Annotated in this window: 27 protein-coding genes; 25 read left to right on the top strand and 2 right to left on the bottom strand. The window is 53.8% G+C overall.

The window, feature by feature from the left end:
* Window positions 1-87: 87 nt before the first annotated feature.
* The 11 genes from spoVT to J3482_RS07285 all read left to right on the top strand — a co-directional run bounded on the left by spoVT (window position 88) and on the right by J3482_RS07285 (window position 7,061).
* Window positions 88-630 carry a stage V sporulation protein T gene (gene spoVT / locus J3482_RS07335; protein ID WP_146823518.1) on the top strand — a complete coding sequence of 181 codons (543 nt, stop codon included), beginning with the start codon at window positions 88-90 and terminating at the stop codon, window positions 628-630.
* A 158-nt stretch (window positions 631-788) separates the two neighbouring features.
* Window positions 789-2,390 (top strand): putative polysaccharide biosynthesis protein, encoded by a 1,602-nt coding sequence (locus J3482_RS07330; protein ID WP_146823516.1) that lies wholly within the window; start codon window positions 789-791, stop codon window positions 2,388-2,390.
* Between the two features lie 13 nt (window positions 2,391-2,403).
* Window positions 2,404-3,879 carry a bifunctional methyltransferase/pyrophosphohydrolase YabN gene (gene yabN, locus J3482_RS07325; RefSeq protein WP_146823515.1) on the top strand — a complete coding sequence of 492 codons (1,476 nt, stop codon included), beginning with the start codon at window positions 2,404-2,406 and terminating at the stop codon, window positions 3,877-3,879.
* A complete protein-coding gene (locus J3482_RS07320) occupies window positions 3,809-4,216 on the top strand; it encodes an HU family DNA-binding protein (RefSeq protein WP_223204175.1) in 408 nt (135 codons plus the stop codon). The genes yabN and J3482_RS07320 overlap by 71 nt, the downstream gene beginning before the upstream one ends.
* Window positions 4,217-4,218: 2 nt before the next feature.
* A complete protein-coding gene (locus J3482_RS07315) occupies window positions 4,219-4,515 on the top strand; it encodes an RNA-binding S4 domain-containing protein (protein WP_021294638.1) in 297 nt (98 codons plus the stop codon).
* 190 nt (window positions 4,516-4,705) lie between these two features.
* The gene (yabP, locus tag J3482_RS07310; protein ID WP_051189293.1) at window positions 4,706-4,969 is read left to right on the top strand and encodes a sporulation protein YabP; all 264 of its coding nucleotides are present in this window, start codon (window positions 4,706-4,708) and stop codon (window positions 4,967-4,969) included.
* Window positions 4,966-5,565, top strand: a complete 600-nt coding sequence (gene yabQ / locus J3482_RS07305; protein ID WP_146823513.1) for a spore cortex biosynthesis protein YabQ — start codon at window positions 4,966-4,968, stop codon at window positions 5,563-5,565. Before yabP ends, yabQ begins: the two co-directional genes overlap by 4 nt.
* A gap of 24 nt (window positions 5,566-5,589) precedes the next feature.
* Complete coding sequence (locus J3482_RS07300; protein WP_223204174.1) at window positions 5,590-5,937, top strand: FtsB family cell division protein; 348 nt, start codon at window positions 5,590-5,592, stop codon at window positions 5,935-5,937.
* Between the two features lie 147 nt (window positions 5,938-6,084).
* Window positions 6,085-6,555, top strand: a complete 471-nt coding sequence (locus tag J3482_RS07295) for a S1 domain-containing RNA-binding protein (RefSeq protein WP_146823511.1) — start codon at window positions 6,085-6,087, stop codon at window positions 6,553-6,555.
* A 116-nt stretch (window positions 6,556-6,671) separates the two neighbouring features.
* On the top strand, window positions 6,672-6,872 hold the full coding sequence (locus J3482_RS07290) for a hypothetical protein (RefSeq protein WP_146823509.1): 201 nt from the start codon (window positions 6,672-6,674) through the stop codon (window positions 6,870-6,872).
* Between the two features lie 9 nt (window positions 6,873-6,881).
* Window positions 6,882-7,061, top strand: coding sequence for a hypothetical protein (locus tag J3482_RS07285; RefSeq protein WP_146823507.1), 180 nt, complete (start codon window positions 6,882-6,884; stop codon window positions 7,059-7,061).
* Between the two features lie 111 nt (window positions 7,062-7,172).
* Here the strand turns inward: J3482_RS07285 and cmpA are convergent, their stop codons facing one another.
* Window positions 7,173-7,283: a cortex morphogenetic protein CmpA gene (gene cmpA / locus J3482_RS07280; protein WP_146823505.1), complete on the bottom strand. Its 111-nt coding sequence runs from the start codon at window positions 7,281-7,283 to the stop codon at window positions 7,173-7,175.
* Window positions 7,284-7,445: 162 nt separating this feature from the next.
* Window positions 7,446-7,889 carry a deoxycytidylate deaminase gene (locus tag J3482_RS07275; RefSeq protein WP_146823503.1) on the bottom strand — a complete coding sequence of 148 codons (444 nt, stop codon included), beginning with the start codon at window positions 7,887-7,889 and terminating at the stop codon, window positions 7,446-7,448.
* 140 nt (window positions 7,890-8,029) lie between these two features.
* Here J3482_RS07275 and spoIIE point away from each other — a divergent pair, with 140 nt between their 5' ends.
* The 14 genes from spoIIE to lysS all read left to right on the top strand — a co-directional run bounded on the left by spoIIE (window position 8,030) and on the right by lysS (window position 23,023).
* The gene (gene spoIIE / locus J3482_RS07270; RefSeq protein ID WP_223204172.1) at window positions 8,030-10,492 is read left to right on the top strand and encodes a stage II sporulation protein E; all 2,463 of its coding nucleotides are present in this window, start codon (window positions 8,030-8,032) and stop codon (window positions 10,490-10,492) included.
* An 83-nt stretch (window positions 10,493-10,575) separates the two neighbouring features.
* The gene (locus tag J3482_RS07265) at window positions 10,576-11,316 is read left to right on the top strand and encodes a vWA domain-containing protein (RefSeq protein ID WP_223204171.1); all 741 of its coding nucleotides are present in this window, start codon (window positions 10,576-10,578) and stop codon (window positions 11,314-11,316) included.
* The gene (locus J3482_RS07260; RefSeq protein WP_206922225.1) at window positions 11,313-12,329 is read left to right on the top strand and encodes a protein kinase domain-containing protein; all 1,017 of its coding nucleotides are present in this window, start codon (window positions 11,313-11,315) and stop codon (window positions 12,327-12,329) included. Before J3482_RS07265 ends, J3482_RS07260 begins: the two co-directional genes overlap by 4 nt.
* An 18-nt stretch (window positions 12,330-12,347) precedes the next feature.
* Window positions 12,348-13,811, top strand: a complete 1,464-nt coding sequence (tilS, locus tag J3482_RS07255) for a tRNA lysidine(34) synthetase TilS (RefSeq protein ID WP_206916421.1) — start codon at window positions 12,348-12,350, stop codon at window positions 13,809-13,811.
* A 23-nt stretch (window positions 13,812-13,834) separates the two neighbouring features.
* Entirely contained in the window at window positions 13,835-14,386 is a 552-nt protein-coding gene (hpt, locus tag J3482_RS07250; RefSeq protein ID WP_021294625.1) for a hypoxanthine phosphoribosyltransferase, read from the top strand.
* Between the two features lie 83 nt (window positions 14,387-14,469).
* Window positions 14,470-16,290, top strand: coding sequence for an ATP-dependent zinc metalloprotease FtsH (gene ftsH / locus J3482_RS07245; RefSeq protein ID WP_146823495.1), 1,821 nt, complete (start codon window positions 14,470-14,472; stop codon window positions 16,288-16,290).
* A gap of 133 nt (window positions 16,291-16,423) precedes the next feature.
* Window positions 16,424-17,506 (top strand): HD-GYP domain-containing protein, encoded by a 1,083-nt coding sequence (locus J3482_RS07240; RefSeq protein WP_146823493.1) that lies wholly within the window; start codon window positions 16,424-16,426, stop codon window positions 17,504-17,506.
* 27 nt (window positions 17,507-17,533) lie between these two features.
* Window positions 17,534-18,319 carry a type III pantothenate kinase gene (locus J3482_RS07235; protein ID WP_146823491.1) on the top strand — a complete coding sequence of 262 codons (786 nt, stop codon included), beginning with the start codon at window positions 17,534-17,536 and terminating at the stop codon, window positions 18,317-18,319.
* 14 nt (window positions 18,320-18,333) lie between these two features.
* On the top strand, window positions 18,334-19,236 hold the full coding sequence (hslO, locus tag J3482_RS07230) for an Hsp33 family molecular chaperone HslO (protein ID WP_146823489.1): 903 nt from the start codon (window positions 18,334-18,336) through the stop codon (window positions 19,234-19,236).
* 5 nt (window positions 19,237-19,241) lie between these two features.
* Window positions 19,242-20,021, top strand: coding sequence for a dihydropteroate synthase (gene folP, locus J3482_RS07225; protein ID WP_223204170.1), 780 nt, complete (start codon window positions 19,242-19,244; stop codon window positions 20,019-20,021).
* Complete coding sequence (folK, locus tag J3482_RS07220; RefSeq protein WP_146823487.1) at window positions 20,005-20,508, top strand: 2-amino-4-hydroxy-6-hydroxymethyldihydropteridine diphosphokinase; 504 nt, start codon at window positions 20,005-20,007, stop codon at window positions 20,506-20,508. The genes folP and folK overlap by 17 nt, the downstream gene beginning before the upstream one ends.
* Complete coding sequence (locus J3482_RS07215) at window positions 20,489-20,716, top strand: helix-turn-helix domain-containing protein (RefSeq protein WP_146823486.1); 228 nt, start codon at window positions 20,489-20,491, stop codon at window positions 20,714-20,716. The genes folK and J3482_RS07215 overlap by 20 nt, the downstream gene beginning before the upstream one ends.
* A gap of 227 nt (window positions 20,717-20,943) precedes the next feature.
* Window positions 20,944-21,420, top strand: coding sequence for a transcription elongation factor GreA (greA, locus tag J3482_RS07210; RefSeq protein ID WP_021294617.1), 477 nt, complete (start codon window positions 20,944-20,946; stop codon window positions 21,418-21,420).
* A 70-nt stretch (window positions 21,421-21,490) separates the two neighbouring features.
* On the top strand, window positions 21,491-23,023 hold the full coding sequence (lysS, locus tag J3482_RS07205) for a lysine--tRNA ligase (protein WP_206916424.1): 1,533 nt from the start codon (window positions 21,491-21,493) through the stop codon (window positions 23,021-23,023).
* Window positions 23,024-23,750 lie beyond the last annotated feature (727 nt).

Raw genomic sequence — 23,750 nt, 5'->3', positions numbered from 1 at the left:
GGTGCATAGAGGACAAATTGGTGTCACATAATACAGTCACGTCAGACATCCGTTGCACCAAACTTCATGAGGGTGAGGGATCATTTCTTGAAAGCAACAGGCATCGTACGGAGAATTGATGACCTCGGTCGCGTGGTGATTCCGAAGGAAATTCGACGCACGCTGCGGATCCGCGAAGGCGATCCCTTGGAGATTTTTGTCGATCGCGACGGAGAAGTCATCCTGAAGAAGTACTCCCCGATCGGCGAACTCGGGGACTTCGCAAAGGAATACGCCGATTCGTTGTCCGACTCCACGGGGCACATCGCACTCATCGCTGACCGTGACGTCTTCATTGCAGCTGCAGGTTCCTCGAAGAAGGATTTCCTGGATAAGCCAGTGAGCGAAGACGTTGAACAGGCGATGGAAGATAGGAAGACCATCGTGAACACGACACCTGGTGACTTTTCCGTGGTGAAAGACCGCACCGAGCATTTTTCGGCGCGCGTCATTGCTCCTATTATCGCTGCAGGCGACCCGATTGGCGCCGTCGTCATGATTTCGCGTGAAGACAACGTCAAAATGGGTGAAACGGAGACGAAGTTGGCTGAGACAGCGGCCGGGTTCCTCGCCAGACAGATGGAACAATAGGTTCCGGAGCAATAGGTCTAATGGATTTGCATCGTGTACATCTTCAGTTGGACAAGGCCTGTTGCAGGGTGACTGCAATAGGCCTTTTGCCTATTCAGGACTAACTCCGGCGCCTGTCCCATAGATATGGGACAGGGCAGCTTTGAGGGGGGATTGTCTTGAATGGGTCACGCAGTTTTGTCCGTGGTGCCATGCTCTTGGCTGGCGCCGCGATGTTCTCTAAATTTCTCGGTTCTGTATATACTATCGTCCTTCAAAATATCATTGGTGATCACGGCATGGGTCTGTTTCAGATGGCTTACCCGATTTATGCCACATTGCTCGCTGTGGCCACAGCAGGTTTCCCTGTCGCAATTTCAAAACTGGTGGCAGAGGAACTTGCGCACGACAACATCGGTGCCGCGAGATACGTCCTCCGGGTATCTGCTTGGTTGCTGTCGCTGGGCGGGGTCTTCGCTTTCCTCATCTTGTACCTGTTTGCGCCGGCGTGGGCCGTGTTGGCAGGCGACCCACAAAGTGTAACCGCGATTCGCGCGATTTCCCCTGCGTTGTTAGTGGTCCCTTTACTCTCAGCAGTCCGTGGCTATTTTCAAGGGTATCAATGGATGGAACCCACGGCCTTTTCACAGGTGCTGGAGCAGTTCGTCCGCGTAGCCACTATCATTGGGTTGTCGATTTACTTTGTGAACGTTGGTGCGTCGGAGCGCGTGTCTGCCGCAGGTGCGGCATTTGGCGCGGTGACTGGCGCACTGGCTGGGTGTTTGACCATTTTCTTTTATTGGCGCCGCCGCCATGAGCAAATTCCTGCGGATACACAGCGCGGGGTGATGCAGCGCGGAGCGGTAACAAAAAAGTTGATCTATTATGCATTTCCCATTAGCATTGGCGCGTTGGTCGTCCCGCTCTTGCACAACGTAGACGTCATCACAGTCGTCAACTTGCTCAAGCGCGTCGGCGAGGGTCAAAATTTGGCTACTACGCAATTTGGCCTGCTGAGCGGTCGTGCGTTTAAGCTCGTGACGCTGCCGACAACGCTTGCTGCGGGGATTGGTGTCGCGGTGATGCCTGCCATATCGGATGCGTTTACGAGAGGTTATCGCGACCTGCTCGTCAATCGCGTTGATATGGCGTTGCGACTGACGGTGTTGTTTGCGTTGCCAGCCACGTTGGGGTTGTTGGTGGTGGCCAAACCAATCAATGTCGCACTATTTACGGACGCACAGGGCACCGGCGCGATTCAAGTGCTTGCCCTATCTATTCTATTTGCGAGTCTGCAAACGACGACGGCGGCGGTGTTGCAGGGGGCAGGCTGGATTTATCGGCCCATCGTGTATATGCTGATTTCGTGTGTGGTCAAACTGGTGGCAAACTTTATCTTCGTGCCGCGCTTTGGGATTGCTGGCGCCGCGCTGGCGACCGTATTGAGCTACTTTGTTGCGGCCGTTCTCAACCTCCTCGCAGTTCGGCGGTTGTTTGGTGCGCTGGATTGGGGCCGGTGGTTGTATCGCCCCATGTTGGCGACGACAGTGATGAGCGGGGCGGTTTTTGCGCTTGCTCGCCAGTGGGATAAATTTGGCGGCGAGGCGCTTGGAAGGTTGCCTGCGGTCGGCGCAGTGATACTGATTCTCAGCGTGGGGGTTATTGTCTACATATTTGCTATCTTGGTGAGTGGGTCACTTTCCGAGGAAGAACTGATGTCTGTACCACATATCGGACCGTTTCTGGCGCGGGTGTGCCGGCGGTTCTTTGCGAAGCATTGAAAGGGTGGAAGATGTGGCCGTAATCCATGTTGTGGGCTTGGGCCCTGGTGATTTAAGTGGTCTTCCGATGGGGACATATCAACTGTTGACAAGTGGTTTGCCTGTGGTGCTGCGCACGCGCATCCATCCGGTTGTGACGCAATTGGAGGAACAAGGACTCGTCTTCGAATCGTTTGACGATTTATACGAGACGGTGGACGAGTTTCAACAGGTCTATTTCGAGATGGCGCAGCGACTGTTGGCGAAAGCGGCACAGGGTCAAGACTTTATTTACGCTGTGCCAGGGCATCCACTGGTCGCTGAACAGAGTGTTCAAAACTTGTTGCAGATGCAAGCGCTTGGGGTAGACGTCAAGATAGGGCCTGGGCAAAGTTTTCTCGATATCGCTGCCGCGAGATTGCAAATTGACCCCATCGATGGCTTGCTGTTACTGGATGGGACGACGCTCGTAGATAGGGCACTCAATCCAGCCGTGCACCTTTTGATTGCGCAAGTTTATCAGCAGGCCATCGCCGCCGAGGTGAAACTGACGTTGATGGAGGTCTACCCGGATGACTACGAAATCACGGTGATTCGTGCGGCGGGTGTCACGAATGAGGAGCGCATTGAGCGGATACCGTTGTATGAATTGGACCGAATTTCCTGGGTGGATCATCTGACGACGGTTTACGTCCCACCGATGGATGAGCAAGCGCAGCGCTTGCGAGATTTGTGGGAGGCCGTCGACATCGTGGCGCGCCTGCGTGCACCCGATGGCTGTCCGTGGGACAGAGAGCAGACGCACGCAAGTCTTCGCAAATACGTCATTGAGGAAGCGTACGAGGTCGCACAAGCTATCGACGAAGAAGATGAGGAACAGCTTGCGGACGAATTGGGGGATTTGTTATTACAGGTGCTGCTACACGCGCAAATTGGTCGCGAGTTCGGAGAGTTTACGATTCGCGACGTGTTTGCGAGACTATCCGCAAAGTTGATTCGTCGGCACCCGCACGTGTTTGGTTCGCGGGAGGCAGAAGACGTCATGGTCGCCAACCAGTTGTGGAATGAGGTCAAACGGCAGGAACGAGGTGACCGAAGCGCGACGGGAATTCTCGCAAACGTGTCACTGAGCGGTCCCGCGCTCATGGTTGCAACCGATGTGCAGAAGGCTGCCGCAAAGGTTGGATTCGACTGGAAGCAAGTAAAAGATGTATTAGAGAAGATAAATGAGGAAATGACTGAACTGCAAGAGGAACTGCGTGTCGACGAGCGTAGCGAAGCGGTTGACGAAGAGCTTGGAGATCTGTTATTCGCGTGTGTAAATTTAAGCAGGTTCTGCAAACGGGACGCGGAGGCCTTGCTCATGCGCGCCACGCAGAAGTTCGTAAAGCGGTTCAATTGGGTCGAGTCATCCGTTCAGGCGTCAGGAAAAGATTGGAGTGCGTTTTCGGCAGACCGCCTGGACGATTTGTGGCGCGACGCGAAAATCGCACTGCGCGATAAAAACTAGCAGGAATCAGCGGGCAAAGAACGAATTAAATTCCCGACATTCCCATGAAAGGGGTAACCCACAAGTGAATAAGATGGAACTCATCAATCGAGTGGCCGACAAGACAGGCCTGAAGAAAAAAGACGCCGAGCAGGCGGTTAACAGTGTATTCGAAATTATTGAGGAGGCGCTCGGCGCCGGCGAGAAAGTCCAAGTGATTGGATTCGGCACGTTTGAGACGCGTGCGCGTGCAGCCCGCTCCGGCCGTAACCCGCAAACGGGCGAGGTCATTGAAATTCCAGCTTCCACGGTGCCGGCGTTCAAGCCAGGCAACAAGTTGAAGGAAAGTACCCGTTAACATTGCGACTCGATAAATTTTTAAAAGTCTCGCGTCTCATTAAACGCCGTACGCTTGCCAAACAGATTTGTGATGCAGGCCGGGTGACGGTCAACGACCGTACAGCCAAAGCGTCTACCGATGTTCAAGTCGGTGATACGCTCGCCATTCGATATGGCAACAAAACTGTGACGGTGGAGGTTCGCAAACTCGCAGAACACCCCCGTCGCGATGAAGCGCTTGAACTCTATCACGTGGTGTCTACAGAGGCCCGTGAGGTGGTAGAGCAGGAATACGTGGACGATGAAGAAGAGGCGTAATCTCAGATTCACATGCCACTAACTTCGTTGTTGTTCGTCAGGGCGGGTTGTCCAAATGCGTTTTCCACGCGTGGACAGTCCGCTTTTGTCGTTCCTAAGCCTTGTACAGGTTTTGGGCCTCACTGGTTCTATCTTGGGCTTGTGTTCATAGACTAAGGGGGACAACTTGGACAGCGTGGGGGTGCTGGGTTTGAGCGCACAAGACGCACATCACGTCCGTTTAATCGGGCGAACGGCGCTCGAAATCACAGGCGTGGAACGTGTTTCGAGCTTTGACGTGAATGCTTTTGAACTGGTGACCACACTGGGCAATCTCTATATCGAAGGCGAGTCGCTGCACATGAAGCAGTTTGACGTGGAGTCCGGATTAGTCCGCATTGAAGGGAACATATCCGCCTTGCAGTATGCTGATGATTCAAAACGGAAGGGATTTGCGAGGCGGTTGCTGCGATGACGAATACCATGATGAACGCCTCATACGTCGCTTGGATGTTGATTAGCGGCTGGTGTATGGGCACTGCCTTTGACTTTTATTCGACGGTGACAGGTGCAACGAAGCTGTTGCGATGGATTCGTCCGCTTCTCGACTTGTTCTTCTGGGTGGCTTCCGGGTTTTTTGTCTACTATCTCACCTTCATTACGATACAAGGCACCTTTCGGGTGTATACGTTTTTGCTGATTGGTGTAGGTTATGTGGTGTATCGATTTTTGTTTCGCCGGGTTGTCGTCGGCAGTGCTTTTGCCATCGTTCGGTTTGCACGTGCGCTGGTGACATTTGTGGCGCGACTGTTATATCGTCTCATCGGGTTACCGATTGTGGTCACCTGGCGGGTGATGTTTCGCCTGCTGCAAATTCTGTACCGATTCGGCTGCCACATCGAAGACGGTGTTGTCGCGGTGGTTCGTTTGGTACTGCGCATCGTATGTTTCCCCGTACGCGGATTTCTCAGTCCAGAACGCGCTTGGCGAAAAAAACTTCAAGCACTTGAGCAGGTGTTTTGGGACTGGCTGTCGAATGTGCTGAAAAAGAAGCCAGGTTCGGTTTCGTAAATCACCACAAGGAGCGTTGCGCTCGTGCTTGCATATCGCCAAAACGGAAAGCCACTCGTCAGCTCAAACGCACGTCCTCGAATGCGACATCCGTTGTTCCGTTTACGCTACTTGGCACTGGTTGTCATCTGTGGTTGGTCGGTATTCCACTATCTGCATACAGAGCGCCCTCAATTGGTCAAATTACAGGCGCAACATCAGCAATATGCGTCACAGTTGAGCAAACTCAAGACACAGAACGAAAGTTTGCGTCAACAGGAACAACAATTGAACAGCGATGCGTATATTGAAAAGTACTCCGCACAGAACTTTGGCCTCACCATGCCGGGTCAGGTACCATTTGATTTGCAAAATAGCAGTCATCACGGCTAATATTGACGTAATTGATGCAATCGGAGTACAGTCGCTCCGGCTCAGCAATCGGGGCTTGGCACCGGCTAGGGGCTCGGCATCTCGTGCACATCAGGAATTATTATTTTTTCATTCGTTTCGACGCGAATAGGGAGGAACGGCGTCTTTATGGCCATTGAGGTCGGCAATAAGTTAACAGGCAAAGTGACAGGAATTACTCGATTTGGCGCTTTTGTGACTTTGCCGGAGGGTGCAACGGGTCTCGTTCACATTTCGGAGATTTCAGACAGCTACGTAAAAGACGTTCACGACTTTTTGCATGTGGATGACGAGGTGACAGTGAAAGTTATCAGCGTTGGCGCTGATGGGAAAATTGCACTTTCTATCCGACAAGCAAACGAATCAGCGACAGGGGCGTCATCTAGTCGTCCATCCTATGGCGGCGGTAACAGCCAAGGTGGATACGAACGACGCAGTGGTCGCGGACAAGGCGGCAATCGCGGTGGCGGCGGTGGCGGCGGGCACCGCGGATCGTTTGATCAACTGATGAATCGCTTTTTAAAGGACAGTGAGGAGCGTTTGTCAGCGCTGCGTCGCAATGAGTCTAAGCGCGGCGGGCGCGGTGGTCGCAGGGGCTGAACCTCTGCTATACTCGTACCATGCGAACCGGGCAGTGTTGGCTGCCCGGTTTCTTGCGTTCATCGGCAATGGGATGTTTGCGGGTACAGGCGAAGTGCACCTTAGGGGGGAACTATATGGCAGAAACAGAAACCTATTACCTGGAGTATCAATTGGAGAATGGTGAACAAGTCATTATGGGGTTTGCTGATATCAATGACCGAGACGGCTGTCACATCTCGTTAGATATGTACAAAGGGCAGCTTGGCCCGGTGGATGAGGACGTGTTACAGCGCATCTTAACGAAGTTTCGAGGTCGCGTGCTCAGTCGACATTGAGGACCGTTCATGCGTCCGATGATTCCGTCAGCTCACCTCGTGCCGTTCGTATGCTTTCTCATCCTGTTGACTTGTGTGGTCGTCTTCGCAGTCATCTGGAATTTGCGCAGATGGCGCGTGAGGTCTGCCGTTGTACTGCTGATTGCGTACGCAATTTTCGTGCTAATGACCGTCCTTGCGGCGACGTAAAACCGGAGCGTGGCTCCGGTGAGGGTGTTGTCCATGGACGAACCGGGACTAGGGAGTTGCCTGAAGGCCACCCGTCGCAGCGCTCAGGCAACTCTCCATCCACGACAGGCATCAAGTTTGACGGTTGCGGTATCGAAAGAACGCCTGGTTGAGCATCTGGATGGATTTTCTATCACGATTCTGGAACGCCCGCCGCAATTGACTCCGTAACCACTCCGGCATTCCATTCACCTCGCCTTTGACAGTGTTGTCGTTGTTTCTCCCTGCCTAGGTTTGATGTTAGTTTACGCAGAACTAGGCGTTTGTGCCCTGCGAACAACCCTTTATCCGTCAAAATTCTCTTTGATTCGTCCACATCTGCCGCTTCTTGTCACAGCAAAACGACTATCGCCCTTTGTATTGTTCACACAAAATGCCTTTTTCGGCTAACACTTGTTGGCCCAGTGATTCGGTGTATTCATCGGCGTATACGACACGTGAGACGCCTGCGGCAATCAGCAATTTAGCACAGTTCACACAGGGGGCCGCTGTAATGTAAATGGTCGCTCCATCCGTACTGACACCGTGTAAGGCAGCTTGTGCAATCGCGTTTTGTTCCGCATGGATGGTGCGAATACAATGGCCGTCGACTTCCCAACACCCGACTTCCGTGCAATGGGGCATGCCCGGCGGTGATCCGTTATAGCCCGTGGTGAGGATGCGCTTGTTGCGCACCATCACTGCGCCTACTTTTCTTCGATTACACGTGGCCCGTTGGGCCACCACATCGCGGGCCATCATCATAAAATACTCGTCCCACGAAGGCCTATCTTGCGATTGCTCCACCATGGTTCTCCTCCTTGTTGACTTGTGGATGTATACAGAAAAAATTGTCGGAATTTTTATCGGTATCGATGACGCCGTTTGACAAAATATTTGTCATCCCCTTCGTATAATGTCCATACACATTACTGGAAGGAGCGCGTGTCATGGCGCAATTATCCCTGATGCACAACAGTGCAAAGGAAAATCGGACAAGCAGCTCAAAAGTCGTTCCCTTGCCGCGTTGGACTTGGCATGCGTGGAGGCGTGTACTAGTCCTGACCGCGATTGGATTTTTGCTCGGACGTGCCAACATCGAACATGTCGTCTCCCCATTTGGGCTCGCCTATTTCGCGGTGCTTTCGGAAGTAGCAGGTCGCAAAAAAGCCTGGCCCGCTTACTTCGCCGTCGCCGGCAGTTTTACAGAGGGCGGTGTGCTAGGGGCCATCACCATGTTGGTAGAACTTGTCCTGTACCGTGTTGTCCGCCGATATGTCTTCCGCAAAAAGTCACCCGACTTGCACTACATTCCAATCACGGCGGGTGTGGTGTCGCTGGTGGCGAAACTCGCGATGATTGGCACTGTGTGGACGGGCTACGACGTTCTGGTCGCCCTCGCAGAGGCGGCACTTGTCACCATCTTATCGTTGATTTTCATTCAATGCATGAGTTTGTTTGTCGGTCAGGAACATACTCGTACATTGAAGTACGAACAAATTATCAGCGTCGTGATTTTGGTGGCATCTGTGGTGATGGGGTTTAGTGGATTGAGCGTCAAAGGCGTTGCCCTATCGGGTATCGCCATCGACTGGATTGTCCTCGTGATGACTTGCGGTGGAATAGGTGTTGGTGTCGCCGGTGCAATTGTCGTCAGCATGTTATCGTTACTCAATCACGAAGCGTCGTTATCGACGGTTGCGATACTGGGGTTCGCCGCCTTGCTAGGTGGACTTTTGCGCGATACCAATCGGTTCTTTGTCAGCTTCTCGTTTGTACTCAGCACGACTGTACTGACCGCGACGTATGCCCATAGTATCCATACACTCCTGTTGACCCTGCTCACTTCATCCATTGCATCCGTCCTGTACTTTGCGACACCGAAGCGGCTGGAGAACGAATTGCGCACATATGTGCCAGGCACTCGCGAACACACGCAGTCCGAGCGCGAGCGGGTCCAGCGCGTCAACGCATTGTTAACCGAGAAAATCCACGAAGTCAGTCAAGTGTTCGAGGAGTTGTCCAACTCGTTTCAAGACACGGGGGAAAACGAGTATGTGGCGGCGCAACAGCTCGTCACACAAATTGTTTCTGCCACCTCGCAGAGCGTCTGTACGCTTTGTCCGCGCCGAGCGAAGTGCTGGGATAAAGAGAGTATGCAGACGTATCACGCGATGGCCAATACGTTGCGCAACATTGAGTCGGCAGGCGGCCGCCGCGCCAATCCGAGTAACGAGATGAAGGAGCGGTGTATACGAATTGATCCCCTGATGAGCACATTGCGCTACAATCTCGACGTCACCAATCGGGACGCGAAATGGATGAAAAAGTTGCGCGAGCAGCGGACGTTGCTCTCCGCACAACTCTCTGGCGTGGCATCGGTGGTGCGTGGCATGGCGATGGAATTGGAGGAGGGGCACAAGTCGTCGCTTTCAGAGGAGGAGCAAATCATTGCGGCGCTTGAACAACTTGGGTTGTACGTGGACGACGTACACATTGTCAGCCTTGAGCCCGGCAAAGTCGAAATTGAAGTCACGCAGCCGACCGAAGGTGCGTATGAGAATTCGTCCCGCATGATTGCGCCGCTCTTGTCAGGAATTCTCGGCGAGCATATCAGCGTGTCGCAAGTTCATCAACAAGTCGAGGGTGGACCGTGTACTAGCGTCTTCGCCTCTGCTCGGTTGTTCCGAGTCAATACTGCGGTGGCTACGGTGGCGCGGGATGGGCGGATTGTGTCGGGTGACACATATACCAGTGTCGACCTAGGCAACGGGCGGCATGCGGTCGCGGTCAGCGACGGTATGGGCAATGGCGAGCGCGCCAAACGAGAGTCAAAGGCGGCTATTGATTTGTTGAAGAAATTGATGAAGGCGGGCTTTGACGAAAAACTCGCCATTCGGACGGTCAATTCGACCTTGCTCTTGCGATCGCGAGATGAGATGTTCACTACACTCGATATGGCGCTCGTCGACTTGTTTAACGCGAAAGCCGACTTTTTGAAAATCGGTTCTGCGCCCAGCTACGTCAAGCGAGGCAGCGAGGTCGTGGAAATCACCGGCGACAATGTGCCCATTGGCATCTTGCAGGATATCGAGGTGCAGTCTATCGAGCATCAGTTACAAGCAGGCGATATTCTTGTGTTGATGTCCGACGGCCTTTACGATGCGCCGCCACACAGTTATGACAGGGAAAGTTGGCTGCGGTCGGCGATTGCCAAACTGGAGACGACTGACCCGCAGGCGATTGCGGATACCCTCATCGAGACTGCAGTCCGGATGAATCACGGCACGATTCGCGATGACATGACCGTGGTCGTGGCTGTGGTGGAACACCAGGAACAGGAGTGGGCGGCGATTAAGCTGCCTAGTGTCCCGAGCCTGCGCAAAGCCGCGAAACGACGGCGTGGCGCGTAATGGAGGTCTCACATCAAATTTCATAGGCACAAGTGAATGAAGCCCACCTCTCGCGTCCATACTGGACTTAGAACAACTCGGAGGTGGGTTCATTGAGTAAAGAGGCAATGATTCGTCAGATTCTCGTGATTACCGACGGGTACTCGAATATCGGGGAAGACCCGATTCAGTGCGCAAGTGAGGCGCGTCGCCAAGGAATTGTGGTCAATGTCATCGGCGTTGTGGACAAAGGGGACATGGGCGTGGTCGGCCGCGACGAGGCGATGTCGATTGCAGACGCCGGAGGCGGCATGTGTCGCATCGTTCACCCAGTGGATTTGTCGGCGACGGCGCAGATGATGACGCACCAGACAATGCAAATGACGCTCCAGCAGGTTGTCAATCAGGAATTGCAAAGTGTCATGGGCAAGTCGACGGAGGAGCTACCGCCAGCCGACAGGAGTCGAGTCATGCAAGTGGTCGACAAACTGGAAGAGGAAGTGGGGTTGCATGTCGTCGTCGCGATTGACACGAGTGCGAGCATGAAGGACAAAATTCCGACGGTGCGCGAAGCGGTGCGGGACCTCGCGTTGTCCTTGCAGGTTCGCCTGGGGACGTCCCAAGTTGCGGTTATCGCCTTCCCGGGAGCGGGTGAACAGTCCACCAAATTGGTTCAGGACTTTTCAGATGAAGTGGATATGCAGGGGTTGGAGGCGTCTTTGCAGGCGCGCGGGGGGACGCCGACAGGTCCTGCGATACGCCATGCTATCAGCCTTCTGAAACAACTGCGACATGATACGTCGGCGGTTGAATTTGAGGATGGCCCACGGCGCGATTACGCATGACACAGGGGGTACATCCACGCCTGACGAAGGGCAGCAAAGTGCTTGGGAAATGGACCCGGCAGCAGTGGGTGGTTCAGGGAGCGCTCGGTGTGGGTGCCAACGGTGCTGTTTATGCGGTGCGTGGGGCGGATCACCAGCGGTATGCGATGAAGGTATGTGAGGATGCAGGGGCTGTTGCCTTTGAGTGGGGCCTTTTGGAACAGTTGAGCGCACATGGCTTCGCGTTTCCAAAGCCCCACTGTATAGACGACAGTGCCGCACACCCATCGCTTTACTTTTACGTCATGGAATTGGTCGATGGGCAGCCGCTCGACGTCGTGTGGCCGCGTTTAGATGCAGCTGGTGTGAAGCGGATTCTCTTGGCTACCGCATATGCTTTGCGTCATTTGCACAAATCGAGCCACGCCTTTTGCGATATCAAGCCGCAAAACTTACTTGTCAACCTGCATGAAAATCAGTGCGTTCGATTCGTCGACGTCGGAGGGGTCACGCCGTTTGGCAGATCTGTCCGGCAATTTACACCAACTTCCGACGTGGCGTTTTGGGGACTTGGGGAACGGCGGGCATCTGCGCGTTACGATATCGCAGCTTTGGCGTTGATGGTTGCGACCTTGTGCGAGACTCCGCCGAAAACCTTGTCGCAATGGCCGCTTGAACGACGGCAAGCTTGGATGCTCAGAACCATTCGCGGGCTGCGCCAAAAACGACTCAGTACGCTCCTGGAAGATGCGGTCTATGGGCGGATTAATCACGCGGACGAACTGATTCACCGTGTGTACGATTTACCGGCCGACCGGCGACCGGTCGTTGCAAAGGCGCACCGACAAGCGGCAGCCACCGGTGCGGTCGCGTCGGGCAGCACCGCGCTAGGCCAACAAAAACGCAAGTCGCAGCCCAGACGACCAGGCAAGTCCACCGCCGGACGGGCGGATTGGACGGAACGGCTGATGTGGTACGCGCTCACCTGTGCTATGATTTCTACAGCAGGTGCGTGGGCAGAGTACCTTCGATAGGCGGAGTGAATCATCGGGATGCAGGTTCGAGAGATTGTTCGGCGCTTTCTTCAACAACATGTGGATGCACAGAATACACTGATTCTTGGTGTGTCGGGCGGGTTGGACTCCATGGCGATGCTGCATGTAATGCAGGCGTTGTCGGGAGAGCGGCCGCCCCTTTTTCGATCCCTCTTGGTCGTCCACGTGCACCACGGCCTTCGCGAATTGGCGGATCACGATGCAGCTTTCGTCCGCTCGTACTGCCAAGCACACGGCATTGCCTGCAAAGAAGTTCGCGTTACAATCGACGCGCAGAGCAAGATGGGCATCGAGGCGGCCGCTAGAACCGCACGGTATGCTGCACTCACTGAAGTGGCACGGGCGTACCCGCATCCAGTCATCGCGCTGGCCCATCATCAGGGCGACCAGGTGGAGACGGTGTTATTGCGTTGGTTGCGAGGCGCTGGATTGCACGGGCTATCCGGCATGCGCGCCGTGAGTCAGCGGGCGGGGGTTTGTTTGATTCGTCCCTTGCTTGCGCTGTCGAAAGAGGCGCTGGCGGCGTATGCACGTGAACATGGTGTCCCGCATGTGGAAGACGAGACCAATGCGGATGATCGATTTACCCGAAATTTTCTACGGCGGCACGTGGTTCCACAGTTGGCGCGCCTGCAGCCTGAAATCGGTGCCGTCACGGCGCGGTTGACGGAGACGTTGCAGGACGATGACGACTATCTTCGAGCGCAAGCCCAAAAACTTCGGGAATTGGTGGTCGACGAACCTGCGACGGGGTTGTTTCGGATTCGCCGGAAGGCACTGATTGCCGCGCACGTTTCTTTACAACGTCGACTGATTCAAATACTATTGAATTGTTTCGCATTGACAGGTTGGTCTTCGCGCCATATTGAAGCTGTGCGACACCTCACCGAAACAGACGGTGGAGAAAGCAGTGTTCAACTCCCGCACGGCGTTGAAGCATGGCGGAGTTATGAAAATCTGTACATAGGGCACGCGAAACCACGTATGAGGCAGGACGAGACGCCCATGGTCGTCTGGAACCCTGCACAAATGCATCGGCTCACCGTAGACGGCACGACTGTGCGGTGGCGATTTTTCGCGGTTCGCATGCGTCGGCGTGATGTCTTGCGCCACCACTTTACGGGATTGTGGCGGATTTACGTCCCGGTAGGGGTTCAACTGGAAATCCGACTTGGCGTGTCCACTGCTGTGCGCGTTCGCCCCTTGGGGCTAAACGGATCGAAGAAATTGCAGGACATATACACGGACAAAAAAATCCCCCGTACTTTCCGATCACAGTGGCCTATTGTCTCCGTCGACGGCCGAGTGGTTTGGTTGCCGGGCCTTGTTCGCACGGAAGCGGAGACGGTAGAGGGAACGGACGATGGGGATGTGTTCGTCATCGTAGCGCATATGAATCGAGCCGCTCGTGATGAGATTGGGACATTCTCACGGGAAACTCGACGTATGATAAGTGAATAACAGACACGTACTAGGAGGCACACATGCATCCCGACCTGGAAAGCATTTTATTTGACGAAGAAACGATTCAAAGTAAAGTCCGCGAGCTCGGTCAGCAATTGACGGAGGACTACAGGGGGAAAAATCCTCTGTTTATTTGCATTCTTAAAGGTGCGACGCTGTTTATGGCGGACTTGGTGAAGCGGGTAGAAGTCCCCATGGAGATGGACTTCATGGCGATTTCCAGTTATGGGACGTCGTCGAAATCGTCTGGCGTGGTCAGAATCTTAAAGGATTTGGACCGGTCTATCGAGGGTCGTCACGTGGTGATTGTCGAAGACATTGTGGATACAGGCCTGACGTTGAAGTACTTGCGTGAGACGCTGATGCATCGCCATGCGGCTTCTGTCAAAATCGTTTCGCTCTTTGATAAGCCGAGCGGACGCAAAGTCGACATTGCCCCAGATTACTACGGATTTACTGTGCCCAATGCCTTTATTGTCGGTTATGGTCTCGACTATGCTGAGCAGTACCGCAACTTGCCGGTCGTGGGCGTCCTTAAATCTGACATCTATGCGACAAGCGATACGGACTGACGGGAAGCGGGCTGTACGCGACTAGGAAGGGCCACAATGCGTATGGTACAATTATTCCCGCCATAACCGAGAGGAGGTAAGGCATGAACAAGTTTTACCGGAGTATCGTGTTTTACGTGCTCATTTTATTAGCGATTGTCGGTGTCGTGCAGTATCTGACTGGCTCGGATCACTCGCGGCAGACGATTCCATACAGCCAATTTGTCCAGGAGATGAAGCAAGGGCAGATTAGTTCTAGCCCCAAGCAGCCAGTTCAGGTCACGCCTGAAGGCTTGACGGCGACCCTGGATGGGCAATTGAAGAACGGCAGCAAGTTCGAGACAAGGGCGCTGTATGATGATAATTTGCAGCCGACGTTGACGAAGAACAATATTTCGTTCACCGTTTCGCCGCAGCCGAAGGCCAGTGTCTGGATTCAATTCCTTGAGTCCGTTGTGCCGTTCGTCTTCCTGTTCATTGTGATGTTCTTCTTGTTTAATCAGGCGCAGGGTGGCGGCAGCCGCGTCATGAACTTCGGGAAGAGCCGTGCACGCCTGTACTCAGAGGAAAAGCGCAAAGTTACGTTTGCCGACGTTGCGGGTGCGGATGAAGAGAAGGAAGAACTGGTCGAAATTGTGGAGTTCCTGAAAGACCCAAAACGGTTTTCCGCATTGGGTGCGCGGATTCCGAAGGGCGTCTTGCTCGTCGGCCCGCCGGGAACCGGTAAGACGCTATTGGCGAGAGCGGTCGCCGGTGAGGCGGGCGTGCCGTTTTTTAGCATCAGCGGTTCGGATTTCGTCGAGATGTTTGTGGGTGTCGGTGCATCGCGTGTACGCGATTTGTTCGAGAACGCGAAGAAAAATGCACCGTGTATCATCTTTATCGACGAAATTGACGCTGTCGGTCGGCACCGTGGTGCGGGGCTCGGCGGCGGACACGACGAACGAGAACAAACGCTCAACCAGTTGCTCGTCGAGATGGATGGGTTCTCTGCCAACGAGGGCATCATCATCATCGCAGCGACGAACCGGCCGGACATTCTCGACCCGGCGTTGCTTCGTCCGGGCCGGATGGACCGCCAAATTATCGTCAATCGACCGGACGTCAAGGGGCGTGAGGAAATCCTTCGTGTGCATGCTCGCAATAAACCGTTTGCGCGGGATATTCGGATGGATGTTATCGCGAAGCGCACGCCTGGGTTTACGGGTGCGGATTTGGAGAACGTGTTGAACGAGGCGGCGTTGTTGGCAGCGCGTAAACGGGAACGCGAAATTACCAACAGCGATATTGACGAGGCGATTGACCGCGTGATGGCAGGGCCTGAAAAGCGTAGTCGCGTGATTAGTGAACACGAGCGCAAATTGGTCGCATTCCACGAGTCAGGTCATGCGGTCGTCGGATACTTCTTGCAAACTGGGGATACGGTGCACAAGGTGACCATTATTCCGCGCGGTATGGCTGGCGGCTATACTGTGACGTTGCCCAAAGAAGACCGTTTCTTCATCACACGCCAGAACATGTACAACCAGATTTGCGGGTTGTTAGGGGGGCGTGTCGCTGAAGAAATCGTCTTGGGTGAAATCAGTACAGGCGCTTCCAACGACCTCGAACGGGTGACTGCTATCGCGCGCAGTATGATTACCGAGTACGGGATGAGCGAAAAACTTGGGCCAATGCAGTACGGCAGTCGCCAGGGCGGTCAAGTGTTCTTGGGCAAGGACATTCAAGGTGAAGCCAATTACAGTGACCAAGTCGCCTTCGAGATTGATCAGGAAATGAAGCGTATTATTGAGACGTGCTATGAACGGACGCGGAATATCCTGACCGAGAAGCGCGCATGTTTGGATGCACTGGCCAATCGTCTACTAGAGAAGGAAACGGTTGACGAAGAGGAAATTCGTGAGATTATGGAAGCCTACAAATAACGTGCGACAGACGTTTTAAACGTCACGAATTGCATATTTCGGCCCCCGAGGCAGGAACTCGGGGGCTTTTCTGTGAATACAAAAGGGGATGAGTTTGATTACTGCAGGTTAGCTCCGCTGTGGAGGGATGAATGTGCGATGGGTCGCACTAAAATACATCAAGCCGGGGGCCGTCTTAGCGCAACGAGTGGCTGACGGGCGCGGGAGAACTCTGCTTGCGCGGGGCATCGTACTGACGGATAGCCTGATTATGCGATTAAAGCGGGTAGGAATTCGAGCTGTTTGTATTGAGAACGCCGGTACGGAAGACGTCGTGGTGACGGAGATGGTTGAAGAGCAGACGAAAATTGAGATCCTTTCGATGACGTATGAGACCTTGGCTGCGCTGTCCTCTTCAACTAGTTTTTCATACAAGGTGAAGCCGACTTTTTTGCGTAGTCAGTTTGGTCCGCTGTTGTCGGAAATCATTCATCAATTGAGGCAACATAACGGCGCTGGGGAGCAATTGGGTTCTGTCTACCTATCGGATGGTGAGTTGTTTCATCACTCTGTGAATGTGACATTTTACGCGTTGACGCTCGGTTTGCAGCAGCAGATGTCTGAGACGGATTTAATTGACCTAGGTATCGGGACGCTACTGCATGATGTGGGGAAAATGCGGATTCCGCAGGACATTCTGCGCAAGCCTGGTCGACTGAGCCACGCGGAGTATCGTACTGTTCAATTGCATGCGCAATTTGGTTACGACATCTTAAAGGACATCCGGGACATCTCGACGAAATCTTCGCTGGTCGCGCTGCAGCATCACGAACGTCTGGATGGTAGCGGCTACCCGTGGGGGTTGAAGGCGCCAGAAATTCATCCGTTCGCACAGTTGACTGCAGTCGCCGATGTCTACGAGGCCCTCACGGCGAACCGAGTTTATCGCCAAGCCTACCTCCCTCACGAGGCGTACGATATTTTACTGGCTGATAAAGGGACAAAGTTGTCCAGTGCGGTCATCGATGCATTTGCGCAAACGATATCGATTTATCCAATTGGCATGAGCGTTCGTTTATCCAATGGCGATGGAGCAGTGGTCATTAAGCCATCTGCGGACAATCGGCAAGTGCCGATTGTCCGCGCTATTGAGAACGAGCGCGGGGAGCCAATCAGGCCCTATGAGTTGAATCTTGCTACTGCTTCTGATATTCATATTGTGACTTGCGAATCCTAAAGCGCACGAAAGGTCGGACAGACAATCATGGAGACGCTGCTTGTACTCGACGTCGGCAATACAAACACCAGTGTGGGTCTGTACCGTGGAGAGCGGCTGCTTGGGGCTTGGCGCATTGGGACCGACATCAGATGTACTGCCGACGAGTTCGGGCTCAAGCTGCAGATGCTGCTGTCGACGGTGCCGACAGCTGAAGAGGTGACCGCCAGTGTCCTCAGTTGCGTGGTGCCACCATTGTTAAATATGTTGGTCCACGCAGTACAGCAGTATTTCCAAGTGACGCCGCTGATTGTCGGCCCTGGCATCAAGACAGGTATTCCCATACGTTACGAAGATCCGCGAGCGTTGGGGGCGGATCGGATTGCAAATGCCGTGGCAGCGGTTGACGTCTATCAATCGCCGGTAATTATTGTCGATCTCGGCACGGCCACGACACTTTCCGTGATTGACGACCAAGGTCAATACTTAGGCGGCGCCATTGCGCCCGGTGTGATGACCGGTGCCAATGCCTTATTTGCTGCGGCGTCGCGGTTGCCTCAAGTGGAGATGGCGTGGCCGGATACACTTGTACAGCGCAACACGACCTTGAGTATGCAAGCCGGCATTTTATATGGGAATGCCGCAATGGTCGACGGCCTGATTGAACGCGCCAAGCGGGAATTGGATTTGCCGTTTCAGGTGGTCGTCACGGGTGGGTTGTCGCATGTGATAGCGGACCATCTTTCTACACCACATCACGTTCATCCACATTTGACCCTTGCTGGGCTTCGATTGCTGTGGGGACGTAATCAGCAGAGATCACATACATCGTGAGGGGGAAATTTTCATTGGACAAGGATACAGTCATCCGTGGAACAGCGCGTGACGGACGCGTGCTGATTCTTGCTTGCTTAACTACGAACCTTGTCGCAGAGCTTCAACGGCGGCATGACACTTGGCCCGTTGTAACCGCCGCGTTGGGACGAACCGCCTCCATCACGGCCATGATGGCGATGATGTTGAAGAATGAGGAACGGATTACGGTAAAAATTGATGGGGACGGTCCAATCGGACAAATTTGGGTGGAGGCCACGCCCGACGGCGACGTTCGGGGATACGCCGATAATCCACACGTCGATTTGCCCTTAAATGCTGTTGGAAAACTCGATGTGGGCGGTGGCGTCGGTCAAGGGCAGTTATACGTGATTCGAGACACGGGGCTACGCGATTTCTATACGGGTAGCAGCGAGCTGCAAACTGGAGAAATCGCGGATGATTTCACGTATTATTTCGTGGCATCGGAACAAATTCCGTCCGCTGTGGGCGCGGGCGTTTTGGTGGGCACGGATTTAAAACCCATTGTCTCTGGCGGTTTTCTAATTCAATTGTTGCCGGGGCATGATGAAGCCGATATATCGTATATCGAGGAGCAACTGAAGGGAGTCCCGAGCGTCACGAATTTCTTGCAAGAAACGCCATCGGCGGAGGCCTTACTTCGCAAGCTGTGCCCAGACGCCCACATTCACGGCATACAGGATGTGCGGTTCCAGTGTACCTGTTCGTACGACCGATTGGAGCGCGTCCTTATCAGTCTAGGGCACGATGAACTCGTGACCTTGCGAGATGAGGATGGGCATGCCGAGCTCACCTGTCACTTTTGCGGAAACGTCTATCAGTTTTCGCGTGCCGACCTGGATCGGATGATTCAACATATCGAGGAGAGTCAGTCTGCCAATCGGGAAGGGGAGTGAGCGTTGTGAACGTTCGAGTTATGGGAATTCTCAACGTCACGCCGGACTCCTTTTCGGATGGTGGACGTTATGTAGAGCCTTCTGCGGCGATTCAGAGAGCGCATGAGATGATTGAAGATGGGGCCGATATTCTCGACATTGGTGCCGAAAGTACGCGTCCCGGCTATACGCCGCTCGATGCGAAGACCGAGTGGGCCCGTTTGGAGCCTGTGCTGCGGGCGCTCCTGCCGGACGTTTCCGTTCCCGTGTCGGTGGATACTTATCACGCCGAGACCGCGGCGCGGGCCATCGACGTGGGCGTTACTATCATCAACGATATCTCGGCTTGCGCCGACAAAGATATGCCTCGCGTGTTACAGGGGAATACGGCACAGTACGTCTACATGCACAATCGGCCACAGGTGGATGGTGCGCTGTCCGTGTCAGATATTGTCGCCGAAGTGCGGGCTGGCGTTGAGCGCTTGTTGGATGCGGGGTTGCATCCGTCGCGTTTGATAGTCGACCCTGGCATTGGCTTCGCCAAAACGTACACTCAAAACTTAGCCTGTATTCGCCACATTGGACAGTTTGGTCAACTTGGCTATCCTGTGCTGCTGGGCACGAGCCGCAAGCGATTCATCGGGCATGCGTTAGGGCTCGAGGTCGAGGAAAGGCTGGAGGGCTCCCTTGCCACTGTGGCCTATGGGGTTTTACACGGGGCGACGATGGTTCGCGTCCACGATGTGCGAGAGACTGTCCGCATGTGCAGGATGTTAGAGGAGATACATCATGTCGACGCCTGCTAATCGCCGGCATGAGGTGTACGTGGGCGTCGGATCAAATCTTGGGCGGCGAATTCAGTATCTTGATTTCGCTGTGAAAGAACTGGCGAAGCTTGGCGTTTGTCGATGTTCGTCGGTTTATGAGACGAAGCCGGTCGGCTATACGGAGCAACCGGATTTTCTGAACATGGTGGTTCAGTTGCGCACCGTGTTATCTGCCCGCGAACTGTTGACCGCGCTGCAGGACATTGAAGCCCGTGCCAATCGCGTCCGTGAGATTCGGTTTGGGCCGCGCACGCTTGATTTGGACGTCTTGTTGTACGATAACGACTACATCTGCTTTGGCGATTTTCAGGTACCGCATCCGCGGATGTGGTCGCGGGCGTTTGTTCTTGTACCCCTCGCAGAACTCGCGCCATCGCGGAGAGGTTTGGGCGGTGAGCGGATGGCCACCCTTGCTGCTTTGCACAGACAGAAAGACGAGGTGCACCATGTCGGACGTTTTTGGTAGAAAAATGCGTGCTTATCGCAAGTTGAAGCATTTGACTCAAATTGAACTGGCGGAACAGCTTGGGGTGAGCGTCGCCATTGTCGGGAGTTTGGAGCGAGGGACTCGCATGCCGACGCCCCAGATGGTCGAGCGCTTGACCGAGGTGTTGAACGTGACGGAGACAGAACTATTTGGTGAGTCGGACAGTGACTTGGATGGTCTGGTGTGACGCTTCTTGTTTCACGCTGTGTGATTTCCAGGGGGCGGTCTGGACACTTGGATTGATTGACAATGTGTGGGGCCGTCTCTATAATGGCGCATAGACGTTGGCGCCTGTCGGTGCCTCGTAGAACGATTGATCTGAGAAGTGGCACATACGTTGTACTGACTGAATGGGGATTCGCCTTCACGCATATGTATCTGTTCGACTGGTCTTATAAAGGAGCGGAAGTTTAGATGGCCGAAAAAGAAGTCCTCTTAACACCAGAAGGATTAAAGAAGCTCGAGGATGAACTTGAGCAACTCAAAGGCGTGAAGCGACGCGAAGTGGCTGATCGCATTAAATTGGCAATTAGTTACGGCGACATCAGCGAAAATTCCGAATACGAAGACGCAAAAAATGAACAAGCTTTTGTCGAAGGTCGGATTATGACGCTTGAGAAGATGTTGCGCAACGCGCGTATCATCAACGAGGATGAAGTGGATACAGACGTCGTCAGTATCGGCTCCACAGTGACGCTCAAGGACATTGAGTTCGACGAAGATATTCAGTACACCATTGTCGGCTCGGCTGAGGCAGATCCGGCGCAAAACAAGATTTCAAACGAGTCTCCGGTCGGTCGAGCGCTATTGGGCAAGAGTGTTGGTTCGCTTGTCGAAGTGAATGTGCCTGCTGGCGTGATCCAATTTAAAATTCTGGAGATTAAACGATAACGTTTTCAAGATACATGATTCCCGCCCGGACGAGGACTTTCCTCGTCCGTTTACCATTGGAGAGGTGACTATGGAAGAGCAGGACTTGATCCAAACGCGGATCGACAAGATGAATCAGATGTCCGAACAGGGGATAGACCCATTTGGACATCGCTACGACGTCACACATCATGCGGCGGACATTCTCGAGTTGGCCGCAGATTTGGACAAGGAGCAGTTGGAAGCGGCGAATCACCGCGTGCGCATCGCCGGCCGCTTGATGGTTCGGCGTGGGCACGGCAAGGCGTCGTTCGCCGTCTTGAACGACCGCTCGGGTAGTATCCAAATCTATGCGAAAATCGATGTGCTCGGGGAAGCGCAGTATCGTCTGTTCAACCTGCTAGATCTCGGCGATTTCATTGGGGTGGAGGGGACTGTGTTCCGTACCAACCGCGGGGAGATAACGGTTCTTGCGGAAAAATTGGACATGCTGGCGAAGGCGCTACGGCCGCTTCCGGAGAAGTTCCACGGGCTCAAGGATGTGGAGACGAGATACCGTCAGCGCTACTTAGATCTCATTGTGAATCCGGAAGTTCGCGATATCTTTATTGCGCGGTCGCGAATTATTCAGGCCATTCGTCAATACCTCGACGAACGCGATTACCTGGAAGTGGAGACGCCGACGCTCCATGCGGTGGCCAGTGGTGCACACGCACGCCCATTCACAACGCATCATAACGCGTTGGATATGGATTTGTATTTGCGTATCGCCATTGAACTTCACCTCAAGCGACTGATTGTCGGCGGGCTTGAACGGGTCTATGAAATCGGTCGCGTCTATCGCAACGAGGGGGTTTCCACTCGTCACAACCCCGAGTTCACCATGCTTGAACTGTATCAGGCCTACGCGGATTTCCACGACATAATGGATCTCACCGAGGGCATGATTCGCCATGCTGCCCAAAAGGTTGCTGGGACGTTACACATCGCGTATGGAGACGAGACGATTGACCTGGAGTCCCCGTGGCGCAGAGCGCATATGGCGGATTTGGTTCAGGAGTACACGGGTGTCGATTTCCGGGCCGTGACTTCCGACGAGGAAGCGCGGGCGTTGGCGAAGGAGCATCATATTCAAATCACGGATTTGATGACATATGGTCACATTCTTAACGAGTTTTTTGAGCAACGCGTCGAGGACAAGCTAGTTCAGCCGACGTTCGTCTACGGCCATCCGGTGGAGATTTCCCCGCTGGCGAAGATGAATCGCGAAGATCCGCGCTTCACGGACCGTTTTGAGCTGTTTATCGTCGGTCGTGAGCATGGGAATGCGTTTAGTGAGTTGAATGACCCGATTGATCAACGCAATCGCTTCTTAGCCCAGCTCAAGGAGCGCGAGGCCGGTAACGATGAGGCGCAAGATCTCGACGAGGACTTCCTGACCGCGCTGGAGCACGGGATGCCGCCAACGGGTGGGTTGGGTATTGGCATTGATCGCCTAGTCATGTTGCTCACTGGCCAGCCCTCGATTCGTGACGTCTTGCTCTTCCCGCTCATGCGCGAACGTACGGAACGCTCAGATGCCGAGATGGAAGCGACGGATACGGCTTCGGGTGCCATGACCTGAGTTATGCAATGCGGCCTTAGTTTGACTTTGTCAACTGCTTTGACATAGAGCTGCGTGGATGGTCATCGATTCACTTTGAAATTCGTTGGAATGCGGTTAACGTCCATCATTTTCACGCTCCGCCGTACCATTAGGGCGATTAGAGTGATTCCTGTAGGGGCCTGTCGTTTGATAGGTCCCTTTTGTCGTTTGATAGGTTCCTTTGTGATGGGGGGCATCTGATAGGACATCTTTTGTATTTTTTAGTTATATTGTTGTAGTTGTATTGTTGCGCATGTCGCGTGGTTTGCTGTCGCCTTGTTGCCATTTTGTTGTCGTTAGTCTATCGGAGTATCGTAAGAGAAATATAGAGGTTCAAGAAATTCGTATGGAGTGGTTGACGAGACGCATGACGCATGATATATTGTTTCACGTCGCTTCGGCGGCACAGCTTATCTAAAGTGTACGATACGCGTCATCGTGCGATGTTTCGTTCCTTTCAGAGTTCAGCAGAACTTGGATGAAATGAAACACTTACCGTTGACAACGAACGTCAGTTCGTGATATTGTACTTAGGCTGCTTCGACAGAAGCGGCACTTGCTCGAAAGAATCACGTCATCTGATTCCGCATTATGTTTCGCAGAATCTGCGTTCGTGGGGCTTTCATAGCAGGTTTGGTTCCTTGAAAACTGAACACACACGCCTAAAAGTTTCGGTCGACGTGACCTTGGTCACAGCGACGATGGA

Origin of the sequence: Alicyclobacillus suci (assembly GCF_017329615.1) — a bacterium.
Lineage (GTDB): Bacteria > Bacillota > Bacilli > Alicyclobacillales > Alicyclobacillaceae > Alicyclobacillus > Alicyclobacillus suci.
This window is presented reverse-complemented; position numbering and strand designations above follow the sequence as displayed.

Coding starts and splice junctions, on each gene's coding strand:
- yabQ (WP_146823513.1), top strand. CDS start 4,966: ATGACGAATACCATGATGAACGCCTCATACGTCGCTTGGATGTTGATT.
- J3482_RS07295 (WP_146823511.1), top strand. CDS start 6,085: ATGGCCATTGAGGTCGGCAATAAGTTAACAGGCAAAGTGACAGGAATT.
- J3482_RS07290 (WP_146823509.1), top strand. CDS start 6,672: ATGGCAGAAACAGAAACCTATTACCTGGAGTATCAATTGGAGAATGGT.
- J3482_RS07285 (WP_146823507.1), top strand. CDS start 6,882: ATGCGTCCGATGATTCCGTCAGCTCACCTCGTGCCGTTCGTATGCTTT.
- cmpA (WP_146823505.1), bottom strand. CDS start 7,283: ATGCCGGAGTGGTTACGGAGTCAATTGCGGCGGGCGTTCCAGAATCGT.
- J3482_RS07275 (WP_146823503.1), bottom strand. CDS start 7,889: ATGGTGGAGCAATCGCAAGATAGGCCTTCGTGGGACGAGTATTTTATG.
- spoIIE (WP_223204172.1), top strand. CDS start 8,030: ATGGCGCAATTATCCCTGATGCACAACAGTGCAAAGGAAAATCGGACA.
- J3482_RS07260 (WP_206922225.1), top strand. CDS start 11,313: ATGACACAGGGGGTACATCCACGCCTGACGAAGGGCAGCAAAGTGCTT.
- tilS (WP_206916421.1), top strand. CDS start 12,348: ATGCAGGTTCGAGAGATTGTTCGGCGCTTTCTTCAACAACATGTGGAT.
- hpt (WP_021294625.1), top strand. CDS start 13,835: ATGCATCCCGACCTGGAAAGCATTTTATTTGACGAAGAAACGATTCAA.
- ftsH (WP_146823495.1), top strand. CDS start 14,470: ATGAACAAGTTTTACCGGAGTATCGTGTTTTACGTGCTCATTTTATTA.
- J3482_RS07235 (WP_146823491.1), top strand. CDS start 17,534: ATGGAGACGCTGCTTGTACTCGACGTCGGCAATACAAACACCAGTGTG.
- folK (WP_146823487.1), top strand. CDS start 20,005: ATGTCGACGCCTGCTAATCGCCGGCATGAGGTGTACGTGGGCGTCGGA.
- J3482_RS07215 (WP_146823486.1), top strand. CDS start 20,489: ATGTCGGACGTTTTTGGTAGAAAAATGCGTGCTTATCGCAAGTTGAAG.
- greA (WP_021294617.1), top strand. CDS start 20,944: ATGGCCGAAAAAGAAGTCCTCTTAACACCAGAAGGATTAAAGAAGCTC.
- lysS (WP_206916424.1), top strand. CDS start 21,491: ATGGAAGAGCAGGACTTGATCCAAACGCGGATCGACAAGATGAATCAG.